Here is a 21,952-nt window from a genome sequence, read left to right as displayed (position 1 = left end):
GCACATTCCCCGAGACCGTGCTGGCGCCGTCCTCGACGACCGCGTACGGGCCGTCATTGACCGCCGTCGGCACATCGTCGACGACGTGCACCACCAGATTGTCGCTTGCCGTGGTGCCGCCGACGCCGTTGACGGTCAGCGCGACGCTGTCGTTGAAGCCGGTGCCGTCGACGGTGTCGTTGCCGGTCGGCGCCTTGCTGTCATTGTCGATCGTCGCCGTCAGCGTGTAGCTGTAGGCCACGGTGCCCGTGTGGGCATCGCCGGTGTAGCCGGTCAGCGTCAGCACGCCTTCGCCGGTGTTGACCACGCCGTTGGTCGCCGCGAACGCCTGCACCTGGGCCAGCGTGAAGGTGGTGCCGCCGATGACAACGTTCTGGATGCCGTCGGTTGCCGAGATGGTGAAGGATCCGGTGCTGGTCTCCGTGTCGGCCAAGGCATTCGAGCCGTTCGGGTTGAGGCCGGCCTCGTAGACCGTGTTGTCGGCGCCCTGGGCTTGGGCCGTCACCACCGAGGCGCTGTCGTTGGCGCCGTCGATGGTGATGGTCAGCGTCGCCGGCGAGGTGTCGCCGTCGGCGTCCGTCATCGTGTAGTGCAGATCGTAGCTCAGATGGCTGCCGGAGGTCAGCGCCTGCGTCGCGGCCTTGCTGTTGTCGAGCACGTAGCTCCAGGTGCCGTTGGCGTTCTGCGTCAGCGTGCCGTAGGTGGTGAGCGCGGTGATCGCCGCAGCGTCGCCTCCCGACCAGGCCGAGAAGCTCTTGGGCGTATCGGCGCCCGAGGCGTCGTTGGTCAGCACATTCCCCGAGACCGTGCTGGCGCCGTCCTCGACGACCGCGTACGGGCCGTCATTGACCGCCGTCGGCACATCGTCGACGACATTGACCTGAACCGTTGCGCTCGCCTGGTCACCGTCCGTATCGGTGGCGACTACGCTGATGCCGGTCAGGTTGATGACATTCTGCCCACCCGCGTCCGGATGCGGGAAGTTGTCGAGTAGCGTCACATTGACTGTCGCGGATCCGTCCGTGCCCGCCAGAATCGGCAGCGAGGGCGCGACCAGGTCGATCTGGATGGCATCGATGCCGTTGATCGAACCAATAATCTGCGTCGGGCCGGCCAGCGTCCAGACGAAGTCGGCGCCGGCAACCCCGTTGACGTCCGCCGTGATCCCGGCAACCGACGTGAACGCCACCCCGGTGATATTGTCCGAACCGGCATGGAACGATACCGTTCCGCTGCCGTCCTCGACGTTGGTCGCGGCCGCGCTGCCGGTCGCATTGACAGTGCCGAGCCCTGCCTCGTCCACCGTGATGACAGCGTTCGTTAGCACCGAAGGGTCAGTCCCGTCGGCGATGGTGATCGCCAGCGTCGTCTGCGAGGTGTCGCCGTCGCCGTCCTTCAGCGTGTAAGTGAACGTGTCCGTCACCGGCGAGGCGTTGCTGATGCTGGAATTGGCGACGTAGCTGTAAGTCCCGTCCGGGCTCAGCGTCAGCGTACCGTACTGGCCAACGACATGGAAGTCGCCGCCCACTACGGTGGTTGCCCCGGCACCCGTCGCGCCGCTTACCGAAGCGTCGTCGGCACCCTTGGTGTCGGCGCCGGCCGGATTGCCGTCGCCGCCGAGCCCGGCGATCACATTGCCGCTCACCGTGCCGCCTTCGGTCACGCTGTCCGTGTCGGCAACCGCCGTCGGCACGTCGTCAACGATGGCGACCGCAAAGGTGGTGCTGGCCGTATCGCCGTCGACGTCCGTGACGGTGATGCTGAAATTGTCCGGAACCGTGTCGTTGGGATTGAATCCGTCCCCCTGAAGGGGATGAGTGACTGATTCGGTCACCGTGTAATTGTATTCGATAGCGCCCGTATTCGGATTGAAGGAGACGATGGTCAGGTAGCCAAAGTCGCCCGGGATATGCTGGCCGACGCCGATAACAGTGACGCCGTTGATGACGATCGACCCGATACCATCCGGCGCGTCGATGGTGATCGTTCCTTTGCCGGAGGTTTCCGCGTCGCTCGGCGCGTCGCTACCCGGCGATTGTGACGGGCCGCCGTTAAGGCCGGTTTCGCTGGCTGCCTCGTCCGGGGCAAGCAAGGATGTTGCCACAACTGAAACCGGCCTGTCGACGACAGACGGGAAGAGTTCGCGCCGATCCAGAAGCCCAAATTGCAGAGCCGTGGGCGGCAACAATGCCGACAGGTCAAACCCGTCACCGATGCCACCGGGGGGAACCGAGAAGTCTCCGCCTGCACTTGGGTTCGAACCGCCCGGGCCGGCCGATATGGAACCATCGGCACCGAAGGCGACATCGACATGGCTTGCTTCAAGCGCCGCCAGCAAGGCAACGCGCGGCACCTCGACGTCACCGATGATGAAGGTCGGCACGTTGAGCGCGCCATCCTTGATCACGATCACCGAGCCATCGGCCTGTTCGAGCACGAGGTTGTGGCCGTCGACCTTGATGTTGTCGATCGAGACGTCGGCCGGAAGCTTTACAACGTTGCTGGCGTCGGCCACGTACTCGTGGGGCGCAGCTGCCGCCGGGGCCTTTGCCTCCGCGGGTGCATCTTGTTTGACGGGCGCACCGCTGCCGACATCGACCGGTACGGGCTCGGCAGGCGCCGCCTGAGCGGCCTGCGCTACCTGCGTCCCTGTCTGCGACGTCGAGCCGCCATGTTCATCGGGAGAATGCTGGTCCCAAGAATTCGAGACGGTGTCCAATTCGTTACTGTTCGTCATAACCAAACCCCTCCGGTATTTCCCGGAAAGAGACAGTGACGGCCTCTGCTTTGCAACTATCCTGCAATCACTTTCATATATTCTGATATGCCTATCTCGGCATTTTTTACACGTGGTAAATCCAGAACATATAACCTGATATACATAGGCCGGGCCATTGTCCGTTTGATATCCTCCAATCGGGATGGGCTGGTACGCATAAGTATAAATTTGAATAAAATTTTACGCAAAATAGATGTTACTGTTTGCGAGAAACTTATCCACCTTCCTTTCCAGTAATTTGAGACAAGATTGGTACCGTCCACAGTCAAGAGGTGGGCGTCATGAAAAAAGAAAAATCTGCCCTGGGAATAACCGGGCTCAGGCTCCTCCTGCTGGCAATGGCGATCGCAAGCCTGCCGCAGCCATCATCCGCGAAAGCAATTGCCGTGAATGCCGGCGCTGCCGCTGGAGTTCTGGCGCCGGTCGAAACCCCGTCCAGTCTCGGCGGCGTTTCGCTGGCTCGGCCGCAGCCATGGCAGCCGGTTTCAGCCTACCGGATGGGCATGATTTTCAGCAGCTCTGTTGCCGTTGATGAAAAGCGTGGTTCTTCGATCGCGCCGCCCGCCGCCGGGATCGATCTGATCCAGACGGCGGCGATCATTCCCGGCGTGTTCGGTTCTGTTGCCCTGTCGATGCGCAATTTCCCGGTTTCGGCGCGCTGGGCGCCGGTCTACAAGGCAATTGTCGACTGTACCGCGAGCAGCGCGTGCGAACGCAAGAACAGCGCCTTTGCCGAGATAGTCAAGGCAGCCGGGAACAAGCGCTTCATCGACAAGTTGTCCTTCGTCAACTCAAGTATAAATCGCGCCATCGCCTACAAGAAGGACAGCGTGGTTTACGGCAAGCTCGACTACTGGGCCAAGCCCCGGGAAATCCTTGAGCGGCGGGCAGGGGACTGCGAGGATTTCGCCATCCTCAAGATGGCCGCGCTGCTGCATGCAGGCATCCCGGCGCAGAGCATGTCGCTGGTCGTCTTGCAGGATCGCAAGCGCGGTTTCTTTCATGCCGTGCTGTCGGTCAGCACCGGCAGCGGCGTCTTCATTCTCGACAGTTTGAGCAATGTAGTTTCCCGCGACACAGACCTGCCGACCTACGTGCCGCTGTATTCGTTCAGCACCGATCGTGCGTGGATCCATGGCGCGAAGACCGGTTCTGCTCAAATAGCCGATATCAAGGGCGGCCTTTCGACGGTCGCGCCTGGTGAAGGTGTGCAGCCGTAAGCTCCCATCAGAGAGTCTTGAGCGCTCTATCTCTTGTTTGACGCAATTTTCCACGGAAACCGCTCACACTTTTCCCGGAATTGCTCTAGCCGCCGAAGACGAACGCCATCAGCAGTTCCGGCTCGACCACCGGCGCCCGCACCGCGCTCAGTTGACCGCGGTAGCGGCGGTCGCCGGCGCCTATGACGAAACCGGTCGCGACCGGCGTCTCGCCATTGGCGTCGAGCCTGGCGAATATGTCGGCGACATTGAGGTCCAGCGCCAGCTTGAGATCCTGGCGCGCGTCCTCGTTCGGCGCCACCGGCAATTGCCGCCGCACCAGTTGCTGGAACGGCGCATTGAAGGTCAGGATCTTCTTCGACGATGCCAGGGCAAAGGCCGGCGAGGGACAGGCGACGAGAATGGCGCTGATGGTCTTGATCGACGCGAGCCTCTGCAAGGTGAGGTTTTGGTCGGCCAATCCACGCATGCAGGCTACGCGAATTGCCGATGTCAGGTTTCCGGCGTTGGCGTGGCTCTCTGCAATTTCCTCGATCAGTGTGCCGATCGTGCATTTGCGGCTTTCCGCCATCTGCTTCAGCGATGTCCAGAACGCCCGTTCCAGACGAATGCCGCGGCGCATGCCGCCACGCGCCACAACCCGGAACTCGAGACCGAAATCCTCACTCGCCAGCGGTGGCAGCAGCCGGTCGCGATCGACCGGGCGGGAGATCGCACTATCGCTCACTCATTGCCTCCTCCCGCGCCTTGTTGATTGGTTTCAGAAGGTAGGTGAGAATCGTTTTGCGTCCGGTCTTGATGTCGACCGAACAGATCATGCCGGGGATGATGGAATAGGTCTTGCCGTCGCGTGTCAGGGTCGATTTGTCGGTGGCTACACGCACCTGATAGTACGGTTCGCCGGTCTTCTGGTCGACAAGGCTGTCGGCAGTGATGTTCGACACCTTGCCTTCGATGCCGCCGAAGATCGAGAAGTCATAGGCGGTCACCTTGATCAGGGCATCCTGGCCCGGCCGGATGAAGGCGACGTCCCGCGGTGAGACCCGGGCTTCGACCAGCAGGGTCTCGGACGTCGGCACGATACCCGCGACGACCGCGCCGGGCTGGACGAAGGCGCCGACCGTGTTGATGTCAAGCGTGTTGACGATACCATCGACAGGCGAACGGATATCGGTACGCGCCACCTTGTCGGTGGCACCGCGTATCGTCTCGTCCACCACCGAGAGATCGGCCAGCGCCTGCGTCAGATCGCTGAGCGCTTCCTGTTGCAGCTGGAGGCCAAGTTCGTCGACCTGAAGCTTGGCTTCCGTGATGGCAGACCTGGCTTTCTTGATGGTCTCTCCGGCAAGCGTCAGCTGACCATTGAGCTCGGTCTGCTCGCGCTCGACGCGGAGCTGCTCGGTTCGCGCCATCAGGCCTTTCTTGACCATCGCTTCGACCAGCTTCGCCTCCTGGTCGCTGACGGCCAGGTTCTTGGTGAGGCGATCGGCATTGGCGTTGGCTTCGTCGAGTTCCTTCTCACGCTGATCGAGCCGCGACTTTAGAACCGACAGTTTGACTTCGAAGTTATCGCGCCGCGCGATTAGCAGCTTCTGCTCGTTGTCACAGATTTCCGGCGCCACCTTCTGGATCTCTGACGGACAGGGAAACGCGCCCTCGAGGCTGCCGGTCTGTTCGAATTGGAGCCGTGCAATGCGCGTCTGCAGCGCCCGCGCCTTGGCCTGCTGCTCGCCAAGGCTGGAAGTGTTGAAGGTGTTGTCGAGACGAATGATGAGGTCATTCTTCTTGACGACCTGACCGATCGTCACGGCGATTTCCTGAACCACGCCCGGCTCGCTGGCCTGGATGATCTGGGTCTTCGACGCCGGTATGATCTTGCCGTCGCCGCGTGCGATTTCATCGACCTCGGCGAAGGATGCCCAGGCTACCGAACTCGCAAAAAGCGCCCCGATAATGAATATCGAAGCCGACGCAAAAAGCGGCGGACGGTCTTCCCTGGCTAGCATTTACCACGTCCCAACGTGCTGTGTTCACGCATAATTCTGTTCGTCAGGCGCTTGTTTTCTGCAGCGCTTGTATCACTTGGTCTTTCGGTCCATCGGCAACGATCTTGCCCTGCTCGATGACGATCAGGCGGTCGGCCAGCTCGAGCATGCTGAAGCGGTGCGTCGATACGATCAGGGTCGTGTTGCGATCGAAAGCCACTTTGAGCTGCTTGATCAGCTGGCGCTCGGAAGCCAGATCCATCGAGCCGGACGGCTCGTCCAGGAACACGATTTTCGGTTTGGTCAGCAACAGGCGGGCAATTGCCATTGTCTGCCTCTGACCGCCCGAGAGATTGGTGCCGCGCTCGCCGACATTCATGTCGTAGCCTCGCGGATGGCGGGAGACGAAGTCGTCGACGCCGGCAGCCTTGGCCGCCTCGACGATCTGCTCATCGGTCGCCTCCGGGCACGCCATCAGGAGATTTTCCTTGATGGTGCCGGAAAATAGATCGTTGGCTTGCGCGACGATCCCGACCGCGGCGCGAACCTCAGATGGGTGGTATTGGCGGATGTCGATCCCGTCCAGCAGCAGCTCGCCGGAGGTCGGCAGGAAAAGCCTGCCGATCAGCCTCCCCATGGTCGTCTTTCCCGAGCCTATGCGGCCGATGATGCCAATCCGCTCACCGGGCTTCACCGAGAAATTCAGGCCGGTCAGCACTTCGTTTTCGGAACCCGGGTAGACAAAGCCGACATTCCTGAATGCCATTGCACCGTTGCGAATGGGGCGGTTGACGAAACCAACCGTGTCCGGCCGATCCTCAGGCTGCGCCATGATCGAATTCACCATTCGCAGGGACAGCATCGCCTGGCGAAGTCTGGACAAGGTGATCGCAATCTGCCCAAGCGGGGCCACCGCCCGGCCCGCCAGCATGACGGTGCCGATGATGGCGCCGGTCGAGACATGCCCTTCCGAAAAGGCATAGGCGCCGGCCACGATCAAGGCGACGGTGACCATCTGCTGGATGGCTTGCGTTATGTTGCCGGCGGCAGCCGAAAGCTGTTTGATCTTCTCGGACGTGTTGGATGCGTTCTTGGAATGCTCCGCCCATTTTCGCAGAAGGTACGCCTCTGCCCGCAGCGATTTGATCGTTTCCAGCGTGGAGATGGATTCCACCAGCAGGGCCTGGCGCTGCGAAGCCTCGTTCATGGAAGCGGCAACGCGTTTGCCGATGCGCCGTTGCGTGATCAGCCCGACGATCACCGAGGCGACAAAGGCAATGGCCGGTATGACGACCAGCCAACCGCCTATCGCATAGATGACAAGAAGAAAGACGAAGACGAAGGCTGTGTCGATGAAGACGCTGATGGTGTTCGACGTGAAAAACTCGCGCACGAACTCGTACTGGGTCACCCGATTTGCATATTCGCCGGTTGAGCCGGGCCTTGCCGACAAGGACGAGTTCAGCACCTTCTCGAAAAGCATATAGGAGATGCGAAGATCGGCCTTGCGCCCGGCATAGTCGATCAGTGACGCTCTGGCGGTCTTCAAGAGCAGGTCGAACAGAATGACCGCGCCGATCCCGATCGACAGCACCCAGAGCGTCGATATCGCCTTGTTCGGCAAGATCCTGTCGTAGACGTTCATGGTGAAGATCGGTGAGGCAAGAGCCAGCAGATTGATGAATACCGCCGACAGGATGACCTTCGAATAGGTGCGCCAGAACGGCCCCATCGTGCCGGTCAGCCAATGTCGCCGCTCGATCTTGGCCGCCGAACCGACGCTCATCGCCTCTACTGCGTTGGCATAGGTTATCGAGAAGGAAACGCCGCCACTAATATAACTTCCGGAAAACTCGGATTTGCTGATTGTGGTGCGCCCGTCTTCCTGGGGAGCGGTCGTAAATCCACCGTCCTCGGTCTGGGCAAGCAGCGCAACCGGCAACTGGCTGACGCGAAACAGAATGGCGGGAAGGTCGATGCGTCCGCGAAGAAAGTCGCGATGGCTGAATTCCGTGATTTCAAGACCGATGCGTTCGGCAAGATGCCGGATGGCGTCGATATCGATGCGGGTGTCTGACAGCGGCACGCCGGCAAACAGCACGGTCTCGGAACTCGGCCTGCCGAGGTACCCGGCAACAGCGGAGAAGCAGGCCTTGAACGCCTCTTTTGGGGAGAGGATTTTGGGTTGTGGGTTCACGATCGGCCCGCAGGACTATCGTTCGTCCTTGACCTTCCTACTTCTTTCTTACCGGTGCGAGGATGTCGAAAGGCAGATCGTTCGTCTGCTCCGACGGCGTGCGCGCATACGTTTCGGTGTCGGCCGTTTCAGGCGCATTGAACTCGGCCTTGGCATAGGCGGTGGCCTGTTTTGCCGGCTGGAGATTCATGGTCTTCAGCAACTGCCCGGTTGCCGCCAGCAGCCGGTACTGCGCGAAAAGCGACGCGTAGGATGCGGTGTCGGCAAGCGTAGCTGTGTTGAACCGCGTGTTCTGCGCGTCGAGCACGTCGAGCAGCGAGCGCTGTCCGACCTTGAACTGCTCGCGATAGGACGCCACCAGCCTTTCGTTGGCGGCAGCCTGAAGCTTCAATGTCTTTGCCAGATCGGCCTGCCGGAAGCGGCGATCCCATGACGTACGGACGGCTTCCTCGATCTCGCGCAGAACCTGGTGCAGCACAAGGCGCTGCTCGCTGGTGCGGCGGACCTGCTCTTGCTCGTTGGCTTTGTCGATGCCGCCGCGATAGAGGTTCCAGCGCAGCACCAGCCGCGCCTGCAGGTCGCTGGCGTCGCCATCGTCGCCGTCGATGTCATAGCCGCCGCGGGCGCGGCCTTCGGCGATGACGGAGGGCCCGAATTTCGCCCGCGCCGCATCCACCAGGGAGGCGGCGGCGTCGATATCGCTGTTGGCCATGTGGACGCGCGGATTGTTCTGTCGCGCCAGCCCTAGCGCGTCGTCGAGCGACCTTGGCAGCGCGCTCGAGACATCGCCTGGCCTTGACGCGTTGGTCAGCGGCTTACCGACCGTCTTGAAGAACCGTATCTTGGAAGCCTCCAGTTCTTCGGTCGCCTCCTGCATACGTGCCTTGGCAGCGAACAGCCGCTCCTCGGCCTGCTGGCGATCAGCCTCGTTCAACGCGCCGCCTGCAATACCTTGCCGGATGTCGCCGAGGATTGCCTGGTGAAAGCCCAGATTCTTCTTCGCTTCTGAAACGATCGAAGCCTGCAGCATGTATTCGAGATAGTCCTGGACGACAGACAGTCCAATGAATTCAGACCGTTCCAGCACCCGGAACGATGCGCCGTCGACCCGCGACGCCTGACGGTTCAGTTCCGCCCGCCTTGCGCCGCTGTCATAAAGCGTCTGCGTGACAACGACATCGGCTTCCGCTGGATAGAGCGCGTCATCCTCTATGGACAGCGAACGCCGGGAGGAATTGTCGAGACGACGAACCCCCGCCGACGCCTCGACATCGACGCTGGGAAGATAAAGTCCCTTCGCTTGGCGTAGCTCGAATTCGATTGCTTCGCGGTTTTCGATCGCTTGGCCAATTTCGGGGTTGGACTCCACCGCAACCGCCATCGCCTCCTGGAGAGTGAGCGCGTGAGCATTCCCACAACTCAATATGGCGACCGTCGTCAGCAGGCCGAGGCGCTTGCCTATCGCCGACATAGATGTCGTATTCATTTCACCCCACCCCAACGTTCCCCTGCGCCATTATTGCCAGGCGTTACAACTCAACCGTGATTGTTCACAAATTTGCAAAATATGGGAGCACTTATTGATTTAGTGACCGCTAAAACGCTGAATTCAAGCAAAATTCTATAGAATGTCGCAAAAATGGCACATAAAATACCCACTGCGGTTTTTGGGTAACAGCCGTCCGAGTTTGAACAGGCAAGCGAAACCGCTCCGGGAAGGAGGACCGCAAGGCCACCTTATGACCTATTTGCTCCTGATGGCTTGACTATTTCTGGGTGTACTTTTTCAGCGAGGTGACCGACAACATCTTGGTTGGCAGCTACAATCGGCAGGATAATCTTAGTCCACTTGCCAAGAGCCTGGAACGGACACCCCTGCCTTTCTTCGACCTGAAGCGTGGGCATAAATCCCTGAGCCGGCGAATAAACGCCGACGACTGCTTCACTGGCCAGCGTGCCAGCATAGGGCTCGTATGACGGCCGATCAACGACTGGGTCAACCGAAGAGGTGACGGTACTTTTTGAGGCGGTTCGGTAGGCCATCGAATGCCGCAAGGTCCAAAAATCCCTCGATATTGATCCCGATAGCTGGTGAAACCTCAAAATATTTCTTGTGGCGATTTTCCGTTAAAATCAAAAGCGTAATTTTTTGACGGTTCTAGTGTCGGCCTTTCGCAGCTCAGAAAAAAATTTGACTGTAACGAGTCATACGCTGTTTAAAATGCGGAACGAAGTGGTCGGTAGCGCCACCACTTTGCGGGACGACATACGAGAGTTGCAGGACGAGCGGTCAAACATCGAGGGGCCGCCGGCTCGTTAGATACCACTACTCGTTCCTCCGCGCCATTCCAACAGCCTGAACTTCGAGGCAAGTGAGCCCGTCCTGGTCCGGCGCCTCGACTCGTAAATCCATTCCACCGATTACAACTGCCTGCAAGCTGCCGCTTGTTTGTTACTTCCCAAGTCTCATCGGCCATATCGAGGCGTTAGACCGTCAGCTGGTCGCGCGCTGTTGCCACAGCTGCCGATCTGCAACCGCCCCCATTTCCGCCGTTCTGGACCCTGTCCCCCAACGTTTGCAAAACGAGGTCAGCTATGGTCGGCAGTTTGGGGGTCGCGGGAGCATACGGAATGATACGGGAACCTTTCAGATTTTGGCCCACCAAAAATTCAGCAAAATCAACAATTTCCGTTCGCCTTCGGGCCCACCAATAACTCACGGCTTAAGCCGAACTCTTTGTTTTGTGAATTGAGCGTTTTCCCGAAAGTATGTGCCTTTGGATCAACATAGTCGTCAGTCCGTTCGTCGATTCACCTTCTGGGATGCCACCTGTCACACGTAACCCAAGAATTTCAGCTTCGAAAGACTTCCAGCGATTCGTGCGGCAATCGGCGGCTACGACGTGCAACAGGATGGGTTCACACGACTGATGGCTCAAACCACGGGAAGGCGCTCGTTGACAGTCACTATGGTTGTCACGGCCTCACGCTTCAGGCTGTCGCTCTCCGCCCCGCCGGCGCTGGGAGGGTCACCACCGAACTTTGGATGGTGTCTCTGGCCGGGGGATATCCAGGTTTCTATGAAATCCAACGGATCTACGCTCCCCGTCATTTCCTTCGCGAGCGTCAGAAGCTCCTCCAGGCGCTGCTCACGCTCCTCGTTCGTGCACTTGAGGCGCTCATGCGCATCCGCGAAAAAGCACTCTACCGTCAAAGCCTTTCCCCACCTCTCGATAATTTCGCAAGCTGCTGCTGGCTATCGGCAGATCGTTGATGCGCAACTGTGACGGCGGTCGTTACCGTGGCTCGAGTGTCAGCAGATGTGGTAAGGCTGATTGTCGACGAGTAGCAGAGGGGTCCAGCAACAATGACTTTGAGACGAACCAGAGCTTACGGCGGATCCGGCTTGGTTCTGGCGGTTTGCACAGTATTGGCTTGGCAAAACGCCACCGCCGCTCAAGATTGCTACGCAGCCGCGACGCCTGGCGTCAATTGGCAGGAGTGTGACAAAAAGCTTCTCATCCTAGAAGGACAGGACCTGAGCGGGGCAAACCTGTTCGGTGTTGATTTCACTTCGACCGACCTCAGGAACAGCAATCTCCTTGCGGCAAATTTTGAGAAGGCAACGCTTGTGCGCGCTTCCCTGGCCGGCTCGACCGCCAAAGGCGCCCGGTTCGACAAAATCGAGGCGTACAGGACCGACTTCAGCCATATGGACGCGCAGGGCGCCGTGTTTACGGGCGCGGAAGTGCAGCGCTCGAATTTCCAGGACGCCAATCTGGTCAATGTTGATTTCACAAAGGCGGAATTGGGGCGTGCGCAGTTCCATGACGCCGATATCAGCGGCAGCCACTTTTCGTTTGCCAATCTCGCGCGGGCGGACTTCCGAGGAGCGAAGTTCACCGCACCGATAGACTTTGAGGGCGCTTTTTTCTTTCTGACCCGTATCGAGGGCCTCGATCTATCCAATTCGGCGGGTCTGTCCCAGTGGCAGCTCAACATGGCTTGCGGGGACGCCCGGACCGAGTTGCCTTCTGGCATGACGAGGCCAGAAAATTGGCCCTGTCAATTCCAGCAGGAATAGCCCGCCCGTCCGCTTCCCGCCCAAAGGCTGCCGGGCGGCAAAGCGCCTCAATCAGTCCTCGGCCGCGGGTCAAAGCACGACACTGCGGGACATTTCCGGCAATCTCATTTACCGGCGAACGACAACGACCAAATAGAGGACGGATGCCCAAGGTCAAAGGTGATACCGCTCTGGACAAGGAGCGCGCCAAAACAGAGAAGCTCCTCAAAAAGGTTGGATACACCGCCTTGAAGGAGGCCGGTGTGGTATCCAAGCGACCCGACCTCCCAAATCTAAAGGTTGAAAAGCGAGGGAAATAGCGCGGACACTCGCATGCTGACCTGACGAGGGCACGCCCAAAATGTAGACGTCTGCTTTGCCTTCTCAAGCTAGGAGCGTGCAGGCGGCGCTTGCGAGAACCACAAGGCGGACTGCTGGGCCGGAAGAACTGTCGTATTTCCGCCCCGGTGCGATCCGATACTTCACAACTTTTTCACTTTCAATTGGGGGGCCATATCATATGAACGAAGAGACCGGCGTTCAGAAGTTGGTGCGCACGCTGCGTGCTCGAGCACCTGATGACGCAGCTGAATTGCTCGCTAGAGAGTCTCCCGAGTTCATCCGCGACACACTAAAGCTGTTGCCTGACGGGCACGCCCGTAAGGTGGCCGAGCATTTGCCACAGCATATGCGGCCCATCAGCTCTCATGATGGTGACATGGGTTTCGCGATCCCCGAGTCGCTCATCGAGGTGATGGACCCGATCCCCGCCAGCGTTCCTGTCGGGACGACGGTTGCTGCCGCGGTGGAAGCTGTCAGAGGCGCCCAGGTGCCGACCGAGCTCACTTATCTCTACGTCACGGACAAGGGCAATAAACTGGTTGGCCTGGCGGTCCTGCGCGATCTGATGCTGAGCGAACCGGACGCGGTTGTCGATCACATCATGCTGCCCAGGCCGTTCGCTCTTGATGTCGGTCTCTCTTTGAGTAACGCATGCAAGGCGGCGGTACGGCGTCACTATCCTGTCTATCCGGTGGTGGATGCGGAGAACCGGCTGCTCGGGCAGGTTCGCGGCTGGCGCTTGTTCGAGCAGCAAATCATCGAGATTTCCGCCCAGTCTGGCCAGATGGTCGGCCTCCAGAAGGAGGAGCGCTCTTTTACGCCGCTGTTTTCAGCCTTCCTGAAGCGCCATCCGTGGCTGCAGTTGAATCTCCTGACGGCCTTCATGGCCGCATTCGTGGTCAGTTCGTTCACAGGCACGATCGAGAAGATCGTCGCTCTGGCGGCGTTTCTCCCAGTCTTGGCCGGGCAGAGCGGAAACACCGGCTGCCAGGCACTGGCTATGACGCTGCGTGGCCTTGCCCTGGGGGATGTGGACAAACGACCGAAGCTGCACTTGGTGATGAGAGAGGGCGCGCTCGCGGCCGCCAACGGCGCGCTCGTCGGCGTTGTTGCGGCTGCGGCGATGTGGTTCTATGCCTCGATGCAACCGGCGTCGGCGGCGCAGGCGCCGATGCTGGCACTTGTGATCCTGCTTGCCATGTCCGGATCGTGCCTCATGTCCGGCATCTCCGGCGTGCTGATCCCGTTGAGCCTGCGCCGGGTAGGCGCCGATCCGGCGGTCGCCTCGGCGATCTTCCTCACCACCGTGACCGATATTGTAGGCATGGGCCTGATGCTGGGGCTGGCAACCATGCTCGTGCTCTAGCAAGCTGCGTCCGCTGACCCGTCCCCTGGAGTCGGAGGCAACAAGCTGACCTCGTCGCGTTTAAAGAAATTGCAAGACCCAGGCCGAATCGCACACGCGTCGTGAGAACACCTTTCGGCAGCTCTCCGGCCCCTTGCGAAACGCGACGGAAGGCCTTTGGAGAAGCCGTGGGTCACCTTGAAGCATGGTGACCAGATACGCAGAATCGCCCACCCAATATTAATCTTCTCGGCTGGGCGATCCACTACTGATGAGATTTGAGTTTGTTAAGCCTTGGGCCAAAATACCTCAATCACGTGCAGCAATGTCGAGAAGAGTTTTTGACAATCAGCGCAGCCGAAATAGGAATAAACCCGATATCTTGTTGCGCAGCTGCAACAGCTGCTGAGGACTCGCATAAGTCCGGCGACCGTTCAGTCGCCTTTTTCTTGCAGTCGTGCTAAATCTCTCGCACTAGTCGGGTTTGGGGTGGGTTCTCGGCATGCAATCTTCGTTTCGAACGATCTTCGGCGTCGCCGCAGCGCTGCTTTGTGCCGGCGTGTTGCCGGCCGGCGCACAAGGTCTTTTTGGGGCCTATGACGATGCGTTTGCGGCCCGCATCGCCAGTCCGGCCGACAATGGAACGCTCGCCCAATTCGTCACGGTTGCGGTCAATGCTGGGCAATACGATCAGGCGATCTCCTCGATCGAGCAGTATCTGATCCAATACCCGCGCGATGCGCGCGCCCGGCTTGCGGCCAGCCGGTTGTATTATCATGTAGGGTCCTATGAATTGGCCCGGCGGCAGGTGCAGTACGGCATCGAAGTCGGAGGTCTGACCGCAAGTGAGCAACAGGAAGCTGTTCGCCTGCTCGCCCGCATCGAGCGCGCGTTGCGTGGCGTCACCTGGGAACTCGCCCTGACCGGCGGGGTATTCAGCGCATTCACCGATTTTGAGCCAGGCGGGGCGCAGGACGACGACAGCTTCGTCTCGCCTTACGGGCAGGCGGAAGGTTTTGTGCGGTGGGACCTCGGCACGCCAAGTGCCGACGCGCTCGTTCTTTCGGGGTCGTTGACCGCGACAGAGCGTCTCTTCACGGAAGACCTGTCGGTTCCGGGTGGCGAGAAGACTTTTATTCACGGCAACGCAGCAATTACCTGGGACAAGGGACTGCCCAACAGCGGGATCGATTCGCTGCGCCTGCTGCTTTCCGCGTTCACCGCTACGGATCGTTTCGACAGCGATATTTACGAAACCGGTATCGGCCTCAGTGGACGTTTCGTCGTTCGCCCGACGGTCGAGACGACGCTCTTCGCCGGTGGCGGCTACATCGATCTAAGCGCCTCGCAAGGCATTTTCGCCGATAGCAGGGTCTTCTATGAGGCAGGCGGCAGCTACCGCTTCCGCAATGGCCAGGCGCTCGGCTTGCGCTTTGTCGGCTCGAATGACTTCGCTTCCGGATCGGGCGAAATCAGCCGCAGCTATACGGGCGAGGTCCGCTATGGCGGCCTGTTGATGAACGTACCGGATTTTTTCGCATGGTCGCACCAGATCGCCTTATCGGCCGGCCACAGCGACACTCCCGATCTGTCCGTCGGCATCGGCACAAATATCAAGAGCGACTTCTGGCGCATTGCCTCGGAAAGCGATTTTCAGCTGACGGAAGCGCAGAAGATCAGCGTCGATCTCGCCTACCGCAAAACCAACTTCGCCCTCGCCAACCGCGACCGAAAATCGTTCGAAATGCTCATGAGCTATACGTTGACGCTCAATTGAAAGAGGCCGCGATGAGGTATCATCAGATCGTCGTTTTTATCGCCTGCCTCGCCTTCGCGGCACCATCCGCTGCTGAGACGGTCGGGTCGATGACGGCCTATCAGACCATCATCGTCCGCAATAACGGCGGGACGATGAACGTTGGCGCCGGCATCGAACTCGGCGACCAGTTGCGCAGCAATCCCACCGGTCTCGGAATGCTGGTGTTCCGGGATGAATCGAGCGCCAAGATTGGTCCAAACACCAGCCTGACGATCGATGAGTTCGTCTACAATCCGGGCTCCGGGTCGGGAAAGATCGACATCGGGATGAACAGCGGCCTGGCCCGTTTTTATGGCGGCCAGGTTTCGAAAGGGGGCGTCATGCAGGTTGCGACGCCGCACATGGTGCTCGGAGCGAGAGGCGGCATCATCGAAGTGCTGGTGGCAGCCGGCCAGACCGTCGGCATATTGCGCGCCGGCCGCATGACCTGCACGATCAATGGCAAACGGCTGGTCATCACGAACCCGGGCTACGCCTGCACGTCGGACGATGGCAAGCTTCTGGCCGGCTACGGCGGCATCGACGCCTTCCCGATCTTGGACAGTATCGACCGGATAGCGGGAACCGGCCTGCCGGGCGCACCGGGTCCTGGGTTGGACGTAAGCGCAATTTGTGCGTCGGCTCTAGGCTCCTCGCTCAAAGTCTGCGGGTCCAGGGACGGCGCACTTCCAGGAGTGGTCATGGAATTCCCTGACAGCCCAACGCCACCTGCGGGCAGCGGGGGGCGGCGGGGCGAGTGTGAGGGTGAGGGTTGCTGCTACTACTACAACTGCGATTAGGCCTGGCTGCACGAGATGAGCCACTCGGTCGGTAGGCGCTGGGCTGATTGGCGGCAAGCCGGCAGGCGCAAAATATCCGGCCTTGTGGTCGTGCTCCTGCTGCTCGCTTGCCATTTGGCTTTTGACGGGCCGTTGTCGCGCCTGCGTGAGCGGACGTACGACTTCTATCAGTTTCTCGCCCCACGTCAGGCGACGAGCAATCCTGTCGTGATCGTCTCGATAGACGACGCCAGCCTCAAGGCACATGGGCGATGGCCCTGGAACCGTGGCCTCTTGGCCGATCTGGTCGATGGCATCACGCAATCCGGTGCGGCGGTGGTCGGGCTTGCGCTGGTACTCCCCGAGGCTGACACCTCGCCTGAGGGCATCGCCGGAGACAAGCGCCTGGCAGCGGCGCTGTCCAAAAATCGAACGGCGCTTGCCGTTAGCCTGGGCAATGAAGCGACGGTTTCAGAAGCAGAACCCAAAGCCGGCTGGTCGATCGTCGGGCAAGTACCCGATACACTTCCCGGCTTCACCGGTCTTACCGGCTCGCTTGCCGAATTCTCGAACGCCGCCGCAGGCCTCGGCGTGATTCGCTCCTTGCCCGATCCCGACGGCGTACTGCGCCATGTGCCGCTGCTCTGGCTTCGCAATACCCCTCAACGCGCGCAGCTGTGGCCGTCTTTCGCACTCGAGCTCCTGCGCCTTTACGCTGGACAGGACGGTTACACAGCCCGGATGAATGCAGCCGGGTTCGACGCACTCAGGATGGCAGGCGCCATTGTGCCGCTCGAGCCGGAGGGGAGCATCCGCCTCTGGGAAACCGCCACGGACACGCCTCGCCTGTCTGCCAGCACTATCCTTTCGGGCCATGGCGATCCGCGGCTGCGGGACGCCATCGCCATTGTCGACCTGTCGGCTGTGGGCCTGACGCAGTACCTGCCCACGCCGACGAGTCCAGCGCGACCAGGAGCGGAGATCCACGCCGATGCGATCGGCCAGATGCTTGCCGGGCGCTTCCTGGCAGAGCCAGCGCACGCGCGTATGCTCGAGCGGCTCTGGTTTCTCCTCAGTGCCGTCGTTTTCATCGGGCTTTCTGGAGTGCTCGCCGGGCGTGTCGTGCTTGGCGCCATCTCCCTGGCGCTGCTGGCCCTCACGCCGTTCGTGTTCGGCGCTCTCGAGTACAGCCTGCAGGGTGCACTCTATGACCCGCTGCAGCCGGCGCTTGCAACCATCATGGTTGCGGGCTTCGAAGGCTATGTCCTCTACAGGCGCAGCGAGCAGCGCCGGTCCACCCTGACGCGACAGTTCTCCCAATATCTGTCGCCCTCCGTGGTGCAGCGCCTCGCAAGCTCGGACACCGAGGCAATCCTGTCCGGCGAGAAGCGCGAGATCACAATTTTGATCAGCGACATACGTGGCTTCACGACCATGAGCGAACAGCTCGACACCCAAGACATCGCCAAGGTGGTCAACCATTTCCTCGGCATTGCGACCGATGAGATCCTCAAGCGCGACGGCACCATCGACAAGTTCATGGGCGATGCGGTGCTGGCCTTCTGGAACGCACCGCTAGATCAACCCGATCATCGTGAGCGTGCGCTCGACGCGGGCCTGGCCCTTATCGAGCGGGTGAGGCGCGAAGACGCCGCCTTCACCGCGGATGGCCATCGCTCCATCGAAATCGGCGTCGCCATCGAGACCGGCATCTGCTCGGTAGGCAATTTCGGCTCCGAACGGCGCTTCGATTACACCGCGATCGGTTCCCCGGTGAACCGCGCGGCACGGCTCGAATCGACGACCAAGAAGCTGGGCATCCCCCTGGTGCTTGGACCCGGCTTTGCGGCAGGAGCATCGATGCCGGTCGTCCAGGCGGGCGCCTTTGAGCTCCAGGGTTTCAAGGGCGAGGTCCCGGTTTTCACCGTTCCGGAGATGCAAGCTGCTCAACAAGGTATGAGCCGCGAACTAGAGAGCCAACGTGGTGAGCAATCTGGCGCCCCCGCCATGGTGGTTGGTTCGCCGCCATCCGTGCAAATGGCGCCGCTTGATGTTGCACCCCGAACCCGAAGCACGCGCTGATCGGCCAACGGGTCGCAGGATGCGATTGTCACGGGCACCGACGGACATCTTGTTTCGGCGACATCGAGGGATGCGACGGCTTGCGTCACTCGTCCTTGAAAGTCACCTTCATATGTTTGTGCACCATTGAGGCGAGGTCCTCGGCATCCCAGTTCGTTAGCCTGATGCAGCCGTGAGAGAAGGTCTTCCCGATCTTGCCGGGTTCGGGCGTGCCGTGAATGCCGTAGCTTTCGATGGAGAGGTCGATCCAGATTGATCCCACGGGATTGTTAGGGCCGGCAGCAATGGTGAAGGGCCGCTTGGTTTTGACTCCCTTGAATGCAAAATCGGGATCGTAGTGATAGGTCGGGTTGTGCACCACCCTTTGGATCTCTGCCTGCCCACTTGGTGCCGGCTTCTCGTCGCTCCCGATCGAGGCAGGGTAGACGGCAAGCGCTTTATTGGAGGGGTCGAGCACGCGCACCTGATGAGCGCCTTTGTCGACTTCGACGCCGGCAATGGTGGCGGGAGGTTCACCCCGGCCAACATCTGGTACCAGCAGCGTGGTTCCAGCTTTCCTGAATCCGGTGCCTGGGTTTAGCCTCCTGAGCAATGGTTCGCTCACATGAAAGCGCTCCGCCAGCTTCTCGATCGAGTCGTGATAGCCAAGCCTTCTCAGGCGAGCCATCCTCTCCATGCGCCCCGGAATGCGTTTGGTGAAGGGGCCGCGTACATCTTTGCGGGTCAGTTCATAGGTGATCAGAGCTGGGCTGGTGGAGGTTGCCATCAGCTTGTCCCAAGTCGCCTGGGTGAGCTTGCCATCTGGCGCCAGTCCGTTCGACGCCTGGAAGGCCTTGACCGCCTTGGCGAAGTTCTCTCCAAGGCGGCCGTCGATGAGCCCCGGTGAGAAGCGCGCACGATCCAAAAAAATTTGCGCCTTCAGCACGGCAGGATCGAGCCCTTTCGGATCGCCGGCGGAGAATTGCGCCTGATTTACCGCGGCTAGGTCCAGCTTGGCCGCCTCCGTCCCGCCGCATGCGAAGGCGAGTGCAATGGCGAGGAGGAGAAGGAGCCTGATCATCGATTTCACTCCTTACGTTAAATCGCACCTGATCTGCTTCTATGACGCGCTGTGGCAGATCTGGTTCCATTCGCCGGTAGGGGATCATAGGCAACCAGCCTTACGCTGCCGACCGGTCCGAGACGTTTGATGCCCATGCCTTGCCCCTCACGAGAGGCGTTGCTGGCCGCGCAGATCGGCAGTGTAAAAATGGTCTGGCCATGTTGACGTGAGCTTCTACCTTCAAACTGCCCACTACCTGGACCGGCAGTCAAATGGTCTCAGGGCAGCAAGTGAGGAGATGCGCTGGGAACCGGCTTATCGGGCGGGTATTCTATTGATCTTCGGTATCGATAGATCCATGTTCCGTCGTCACTGTGATCGCGTTGTCGTCCGCGATTGCTCTAGCGTATTCGAAGCGCTCCAACTTCTGTTCTGCCGATGGCCTTTGAACATCGCGGTGGCCGAGTTCGTGATTTTGAAGTCGCCGCAACTCGGACAGCGAAACTCCCGGATGTCACCAACTGTCTCCGAATTAACGAGCGCCTGCTCATCTGTAATCGGGCAAATTGCGGCCATCCAAGCCACCATGGTCCTCCGTCCTAAGGCCGTCCCCGATTACCCAAAAGGCATCGTCGAGTGCAAAATCCATTTCTGCCGACGCTCACCCCACCTGGAGTACTCCACCGAGTAGATTGCGCTCTCCACTCTCCAACCCAGAATGTGGATTAAAGCCAGTTCCTCGGCGAGCGATTTGCTGGTGAGCGGTAGGCGCTCTCGCTCTGGAGCCTCTCCCAAACGATCGGAGATGTTCATGTAGCGTCGGGCAGGACCGAAGGGCCGGAACGTGGCGTTTTCATCTCTTCGGCAATCACCAGTAGCGCCTCCAGAGCGACGGCGATCCCCGACATCACCGTACTTATGTCTGCGCTGCCGCCGAGCGTCGAAAGTTCGGCCGCTCGCGTTTGCATGCTTTGGCTCAGCTCTTGTAACTTCAGGCGCAGCTCGTCATCCATGGTATGTTCTCCAAGCTTGACGCTGGAGGAACGCGCCTGCTTACAACCCGTTCCGCCGGTGGCCGCAGAGAACCAGAGACACCGCAGATGCTACAACTTGCGCTGTGGCGGCGCTTAGGATGGGCGGTGGATTGAGCCTCAGCGACTGACCGTCGGCAAATAGCGGATGCTTCAGTCTCGAAAAGGTGCTGGACGGCTCGATATGCACCGCCCCTTGGCCCTGGGTGCTGGTCCCATGCACAGTAAGGCCGTGCAAGTGCGCGCGGCCTCTGGGCTCAACATTCCAGTCGTCATGGTCCAAAGTTGTCCCAAGGTGGGTTCTCACCAAAGTGGGCGGCGAGAAGCGTCACGAAGCTTTGAACTTTGGCGGAAAGATGCCTTCTTGACGGGTACATCGCGTAGATCGACCGGCTTACCGGCTTGAACTGGGGCATCACTGTCTCCAGTTGGCCCGAACGAATGGCTTCTCCAACAAGGAAAGTGGGGCAAAGTACTATGCCTGCTCCACCCAGCGCCGCATCGCGCAGGAGCTGCCCGTTCGTTGCCGTCATCCGTGCAGTGATTTTTACCGCCACTTCCCCCTTTGGTCCGTCGAACCGCCATTTTCCGCGGCTGGCGCGCAACGCGTAGTCCAGACAATCATGGTCGTGGAGATCCGACGGCTTTGTGGGACGCCCGCGTCTGTCCAGATAATCGCGCGAAGCGCAGACCACCTCGCGTGAAGGCGCGATTCGGCGAGCAACCAGATTGGAAACCGTGAGTGGAGCGATGCGTACCGCGACATCCAGGCCCTCTTCCACGATGTCAACCACACGGTCGTCCAACACCAACTCAACCGACACCTCCGGGTAGACCGCGAGATATTCTGCAACGACTCTCCCAAGGTGCATCGCGCCGAAGGAGATCGGCGCGCTGACACGCAGTGAGCCGGTGGGACGTGTCTTGCTCTCGGCCGCGCTCGTACGAACTTCCTCGACATCCTCGATTATGCGCAGACTGCGCTCGTAGACGGAGGCGCCGAGCTCTGTCAGGCTTATGCGCCGGGTCGTCCGGTTGAGAAGGCGTGCGCCAAGCCACTCTTCCAGCATCTGGACATGTTTGCTCACGGCCGCTGGCGATAGTCGCATCCGCTTGGCCGCTCCAGCGAAGCTGCCTTCACCGACGACGTTGGCAAACACGGTCATGCTGGTCAGCCGGTCCAACTGCAATCACCTCTTTCATTCACGTTTCGTGAATTCACCATCCATATCTCCCTCGATTATCAATCCGCAGTGGACAGATTATCTGAAACCAGGCCGGGATCAATT

14 protein-coding genes are annotated in these 21,952 nt (G+C 60.2%); 6 read left to right on the top strand and 8 right to left on the bottom strand.

The genetic code is table 11. The features are described from left to right. Positions 1-2,737 (bottom strand): beta strand repeat-containing protein (locus tag NKJ77_RS05860; protein WP_352534533.1); only part of this gene is annotated, 2,737 nt, incomplete at its 3' end. 323 nt (positions 2,738-3,060) lie between these two features. Here NKJ77_RS05860 and NKJ77_RS05855 point away from each other — a divergent pair. Continuing rightward, positions 3,061-3,999, top strand: coding sequence for a transglutaminase-like cysteine peptidase (locus tag NKJ77_RS05855; RefSeq protein WP_023830900.1), 939 nt, complete (start codon positions 3,061-3,063; stop codon positions 3,997-3,999). Between the two features lie 85 nt (positions 4,000-4,084). Here the strand turns inward: NKJ77_RS05855 and NKJ77_RS05850 are convergent, their stop codons facing one another. The 4 genes from NKJ77_RS05850 to NKJ77_RS05835 are packed head-to-tail and all read right to left on the bottom strand — an operon-like array spanning position 4,085 to position 9,667. Further along, a complete protein-coding gene (locus tag NKJ77_RS05850; RefSeq protein WP_023830899.1) occupies positions 4,085-4,726 on the bottom strand; it encodes a ribbon-helix-helix domain-containing protein in 642 nt (213 codons plus the stop codon). Next, entirely contained in the window at positions 4,716-6,005 is a 1,290-nt protein-coding gene (locus NKJ77_RS05845; RefSeq protein ID WP_023667951.1) for an HlyD family type I secretion periplasmic adaptor subunit, read from the bottom strand. Before NKJ77_RS05845 ends, NKJ77_RS05850 begins: the two co-directional genes overlap by 11 nt. Before the next feature lie 43 nt (positions 6,006-6,048). Further along, the gene (locus NKJ77_RS05840) at positions 6,049-8,181 is read right to left on the bottom strand and encodes a type I secretion system permease/ATPase (protein ID WP_023691465.1); all 2,133 of its coding nucleotides are present in this window, start codon (positions 8,179-8,181) and stop codon (positions 6,049-6,051) included. 37 nt (positions 8,182-8,218) lie between these two features. Next, positions 8,219-9,667 (bottom strand): TolC family protein, encoded by a 1,449-nt coding sequence (locus NKJ77_RS05835; protein ID WP_023681072.1) that lies wholly within the window; start codon positions 9,665-9,667, stop codon positions 8,219-8,221. Positions 9,668-11,548: 1,881 nt separating this feature from the next. On the opposite strand from NKJ77_RS05835, the gene NKJ77_RS05830 reads away from it, so the two are divergent. From NKJ77_RS05830 to NKJ77_RS05810, 5 genes are all read left to right on the top strand, one after another. Then, positions 11,549-12,265: a pentapeptide repeat-containing protein gene (locus tag NKJ77_RS05830; protein WP_023691463.1), complete on the top strand. Its 717-nt coding sequence runs from the start codon at positions 11,549-11,551 to the stop codon at positions 12,263-12,265. A 499-nt stretch (positions 12,266-12,764) separates the two neighbouring features. Then, positions 12,765-13,952, top strand: a complete 1,188-nt coding sequence (locus NKJ77_RS05825; protein WP_031194960.1) for a magnesium transporter — start codon at positions 12,765-12,767, stop codon at positions 13,950-13,952. 538 nt (positions 13,953-14,490) lie between these two features. After that, positions 14,491-15,708 carry a tetratricopeptide repeat protein gene (locus tag NKJ77_RS05820; protein ID WP_196815051.1) on the top strand — a complete coding sequence of 406 codons (1,218 nt, stop codon included), beginning with the start codon at positions 14,491-14,493 and terminating at the stop codon, positions 15,706-15,708. Then, a complete protein-coding gene (locus tag NKJ77_RS05815; RefSeq protein ID WP_031194959.1) occupies positions 15,705-16,529 on the top strand; it encodes a FecR family protein in 825 nt (274 codons plus the stop codon). Before NKJ77_RS05820 ends, NKJ77_RS05815 begins: the two co-directional genes overlap by 4 nt. Positions 16,530-16,619: 90 nt before the next feature. After that, complete coding sequence (locus NKJ77_RS05810; RefSeq protein ID WP_352534529.1) at positions 16,620-18,590, top strand: CHASE2 domain-containing protein; 1,971 nt, start codon at positions 16,620-16,622, stop codon at positions 18,588-18,590. A gap of 85 nt (positions 18,591-18,675) precedes the next feature. Here NKJ77_RS05810 and NKJ77_RS05805 read toward each other — a convergent pair whose 3' ends face one another. The 3 genes from NKJ77_RS05805 to NKJ77_RS05795 all read right to left on the bottom strand — a co-directional run bounded on the left by NKJ77_RS05805 (position 18,676) and on the right by NKJ77_RS05795 (position 21,847). Further along, entirely contained in the window at positions 18,676-19,650 is a 975-nt protein-coding gene (locus NKJ77_RS05805) for a L,D-transpeptidase family protein (protein WP_023691458.1), read from the bottom strand. A 791-nt stretch (positions 19,651-20,441) separates the two neighbouring features. Beyond that, a complete protein-coding gene (locus NKJ77_RS05800; protein ID WP_023667962.1) occupies positions 20,442-20,645 on the bottom strand; it encodes a hypothetical protein in 204 nt (67 codons plus the stop codon). 290 nt (positions 20,646-20,935) lie between these two features. After that, positions 20,936-21,847, bottom strand: coding sequence for a LysR family transcriptional regulator (locus NKJ77_RS05795; RefSeq protein WP_023691455.1), 912 nt, complete (start codon positions 21,845-21,847; stop codon positions 20,936-20,938). Positions 21,848-21,952 lie beyond the last annotated feature (105 nt).

This window comes from Mesorhizobium sp. M0052 (genome assembly GCF_040323255.1).
In the GTDB taxonomy this organism is placed as follows: domain Bacteria; phylum Pseudomonadota; class Alphaproteobacteria; order Rhizobiales; family Rhizobiaceae; genus Mesorhizobium.
This window is presented reverse-complemented; position numbering and strand designations above follow the sequence as displayed.

Coding starts and splice junctions, on each gene's coding strand:
- NKJ77_RS05855 (WP_023830900.1), top strand. CDS start 3,061: ATGAAAAAAGAAAAATCTGCCCTGGGAATAACCGGGCTCAGGCTCCTC.
- NKJ77_RS05845 (WP_023667951.1), bottom strand. CDS start 6,005: ATGCTAGCCAGGGAAGACCGTCCGCCGCTTTTTGCGTCGGCTTCGATA.
- NKJ77_RS05835 (WP_023681072.1), bottom strand. CDS start 9,667: ATGAATACGACATCTATGTCGGCGATAGGCAAGCGCCTCGGCCTGCTG.
- NKJ77_RS05830 (WP_023691463.1), top strand. CDS start 11,549: ATGACTTTGAGACGAACCAGAGCTTACGGCGGATCCGGCTTGGTTCTG.
- NKJ77_RS05825 (WP_031194960.1), top strand. CDS start 12,765: ATGAACGAAGAGACCGGCGTTCAGAAGTTGGTGCGCACGCTGCGTGCT.
- NKJ77_RS05805 (WP_023691458.1), bottom strand. CDS start 19,650: ATGATCAGGCTCCTTCTCCTCCTCGCCATTGCACTCGCCTTCGCATGC.
- NKJ77_RS05800 (WP_023667962.1), bottom strand. CDS start 20,645: ATGGATGACGAGCTGCGCCTGAAGTTACAAGAGCTGAGCCAAAGCATG.